This is a genomic window from Tepidiforma sp. (genome assembly GCF_034432735.1).
Taxonomy (GTDB): domain Bacteria; phylum Chloroflexota; class Dehalococcoidia; order Tepidiformales; family Tepidiformaceae; genus Tepidiforma.
Genome location: NZ_DAOUBJ010000137.1, coordinates 1 through 2,865, shown reverse-complemented (window position 1 = coordinate 2,865; position 2,865 = coordinate 1). Strand labels below are relative to the sequence as shown.

Below are 2,865 nucleotides of genomic sequence, written 5' to 3'. Positions count from 1 at the left end.
GTTGATTTCGTAGTGGTTGCGGCGGCCGTGGCGTTCGCGCTGGATGTATCCGGCGCGTTCGAGGTCGGCGACGATGCGTTTGACGGCGCGTTCGCTGATGCCGACTTCGGCGGCGAGTTCGCGGAGGCGGATATCCGGGTTGCGGGTGATGGCGAGGAGGACGTTGGCGTGATTCGTGAAGAGGGACCACTCAGCCATGGGACGAGGTTACGTCTGTGTCACCATTAGGTACCAGCGACACTTTTGACGTGAATAAGGTTGCCCTTATCTGGCGTCAGCGTTCGACGAGGAAGGCGCCGAGGCGTGGGTCGAGGGGGAGGGTGGAGATTTCGACGCTGTCGATGCGGGCATCGGAGGGGCCGCGTTTGCAGGCGATGATGAATTGTTTGACGAGGTTGCGTTCGCCCTGGACGTGGACGAGGAGGGTGCCATCGGGCTGGAGGCGGCAGGAGCCGTAGAGAGCGAGCGAGTTGGCGACGTTGCGGAGCCAGAGGCGGATGCCGATGCCCTGTACTTGGCCGCGGATGATGATTTGGCGGTGTTCCTGGGTGTAGAGGGTGGGGCTGAGGCGCTCCATACCGGGATCTTCGGACGGGTCAGGAGCGTGGTTGAGCCTCCCAGATGGCGGGCCAGGCGCGGGAGCCGCGGACGGCGTCGCGCATGGCTTGGCGTTCGAGTTCGAGGAGCTGCTCGATGGCGTGGTCGAATTGGTGGAGTGTTTCGCCGCGGAGCCGGGCGCGGAGGATGGCGAGGGTGCCGCGTTCGACGAGGTTGCGGACGGTTTTGGGCCAGACGAAGAAGGCGAAGGCGCGGGGCGGGCCGAAGGAGCCGCGGTGTTTGCCGAGCCAGAGGTAGCGCTCCTGGACGGAGGCGACGGGTTCGACGATGCCGGCCCACTGGCCGTCGTGTTCGTTTTCGCGGGTGTCGACGAGGAGGCGGAGGGGGAAGAGGGAGAATCCGATGGTGATGAGGTCGCCTTCGGCGAGGATGCGCTCGATGGCTTGGATATCGACATCGATGCCGTTTTCGGTGCGCATGGGTGGCCTCCGTTGGCGGTGATGCTGCGAGGGGGTGGTCCGGCTGGTTGCCGTTCCACCCCCTCGGGGATTGCCGGGCGATTCCCGGGAGGTTGGCCGCCGCTTAGTACATGGGCGGTGCGGCCGGGGTCTGCTCCTTTTCGGGCTTTTCGGTGACGAGGCAGTTGGTGGTGAGGACCATGGCGGCGATGGAGACGGCGTTCTCGACGGCGGAGCGGGTGACCTTGGCAGGGTCGATGATGCCCTTGGCGACCATGTCGCCGAATTCGTCGCGGGCGGCGTCGTAGCCGTGGCCCTTGGGGAGCTTCTTGACTTCTTCGGCGATGACGGAGCCGTCCTTGCCGGCGTTGATGGCGATGCGCCGGAGGGGTTCTTCGAGGGCGCGGCGAAGGATGCGGACGCCGGTGGCTTCGTCGCCTTCGAGCTGGAGCTTGTCGAGGGCGGGGATGGCGTTGATGAGGGCGACGCCACCGCCGGGGACGATGCCTTCTTCGACGGCTGCGCGGGTGGCGCTGAGGGCGTCTTCGACGCGGTGCTTCTTTTCTTTGAGCTCGACTTCGGTGGCGGCGCCGACTTTGATGACGGCGACGGAGCCGGCGAGCTTGCCGAGGCGCTCCTGGGCTTTTTCGCGGTCCCAGTCGCTCTTGGCTTCTTCGAGGATGGCGCGGATCTGGGCGATGCGGGCGTCGATGTCCTTCTTTTTGCCCTTGCCTTCGATGATGGTGGTCTCTTCTTTGGTGGAGACGACCCGGCGAGCGCGGCCGAGGTCGGCGATGTCGACGCTTTCGAGGGTGCGGCCGATCTCTTCGGAGATGACTTGGCCGCCGGTGAGGACGGCGATGTCGCCGAGGTTGTCTTTCTGGCGGTCGCCGAAGCCGGGGGCTTTGACGGCGAGGACGTTGATGGTGCCGCGGAGTTTGTTCACGGCGAGGGTGGCGAGGGCCTCACCTTCGAGGTCGCCGCAGATGATGACGAGGTTCTTGGTGACCTGGAGGATTCGTTCGAGGACGGGGAGGATTTCCTGGACGGAGGAGAGCTTTTTATCGGTGATGAGGATGTAGGGGTCTTCGACGACGGCTTCCATCCGCTCGGGGTTGGTGACGAAGTAGGGGGAGATGTAGCCGCGGTCGAAGGCCATGCCATCGACGTATTCGACTTCTGTTTGGATGGACTTGGATTCTTCGACGGTGATGACGCCGTCCTTGCCGACTTTCTCCATGCACTCGCCGATGAGCTCGCCGATGGCCGGGTCGTTGTTGGCGGAGATGGTGGCGACCTGCGCCATCTGGGAGCGCTCGGTGACTTTGATGCTGTTCTGTTTGATGGCTTCGACGACGGCGGCGGCGGCGGCTTCGAGGCCACGCTTGAGGGCCATGGGGTTGGCGCCAGCGGCGACGTTCTTCAGGCCTTCCTGGACGATGGCCTGGCCGAGGACGGTGGCGGTGGTGGTGCCGTCACCGGCGATGTCGTTGGTCTTGGAGGCGATTTCCTTGGCGAGCTGGGCGCCGATGTTCTCGAAGGGGTCTTCGAGTTCGATGTCTTTGGCGATGGTGACGCCGTCGTTGGTGATCGTTGGGGCGCCGAATTTCTTGTCGAGGACGACGTTGCGGCCTTTGGGGCCGAGGGTGATTTTGACGGCATCGGCGAGGGCGTCGATGCCGCGCTTGAGGGAGTGACGTGCTTCTTCGTCGAAGAGCAGTTGCTTTGCCATGGGTACCTCTTCGGAGGGGTTTGTGGTCTGCGAGCCGTATATTAGCACTCCCTGTCAATGAGTGCTAATGCTTGCGGGTGGGGCCGGCGGGCGGGAGACTGCCGACGTGGGCGAGGG

At 64.5% G+C, this 2,865-nt stretch carries 4 protein-coding genes; all 4 read right to left on the bottom strand.

Annotated features, from left to right (window positions below):
* Positions 1–198 (bottom strand): winged helix-turn-helix transcriptional regulator (locus VAE53_RS11950; RefSeq protein ID WP_322819596.1); only part of this gene is annotated, 198 nt, incomplete at its 3' end.
* A 76-nt stretch (positions 199–274) separates the two neighbouring features.
* Complete coding sequence (locus VAE53_RS11945) at positions 275–577, bottom strand: acylphosphatase (RefSeq protein WP_322819595.1); 303 nt, start codon at positions 575–577, stop codon at positions 275–277.
* 19 nt (positions 578–596) lie between these two features.
* A complete protein-coding gene (locus VAE53_RS11940) occupies positions 597–1,037 on the bottom strand; it encodes a hypothetical protein (protein ID WP_322819594.1) in 441 nt (146 codons plus the stop codon).
* A gap of 103 nt (positions 1,038–1,140) precedes the next feature.
* A complete protein-coding gene (gene groL / locus VAE53_RS11935) occupies positions 1,141–2,748 on the bottom strand; it encodes a chaperonin GroEL (protein ID WP_322819593.1) in 1,608 nt (535 codons plus the stop codon).
* Positions 2,749–2,865: the final 117 nt, after the last annotated feature.

What these genes read in the sequence shown, in the direction of transcription:
- VAE53_RS11945 (WP_322819595.1), bottom strand. Translation starts at nt 577, where the DNA reads ATGGAGCGCCTCAGCCCCACCCTCTACACCCAGGAACACCGCCAAATC.
- VAE53_RS11940 (WP_322819594.1), bottom strand. Translation starts at nt 1,037, where the DNA reads ATGCGCACCGAAAACGGCATCGATGTCGATATCCAAGCCATCGAGCGC.
- groL (WP_322819593.1), bottom strand. Translation starts at nt 2,748, where the DNA reads ATGGCAAAGCAACTGCTCTTCGACGAAGAAGCACGTCACTCCCTCAAG.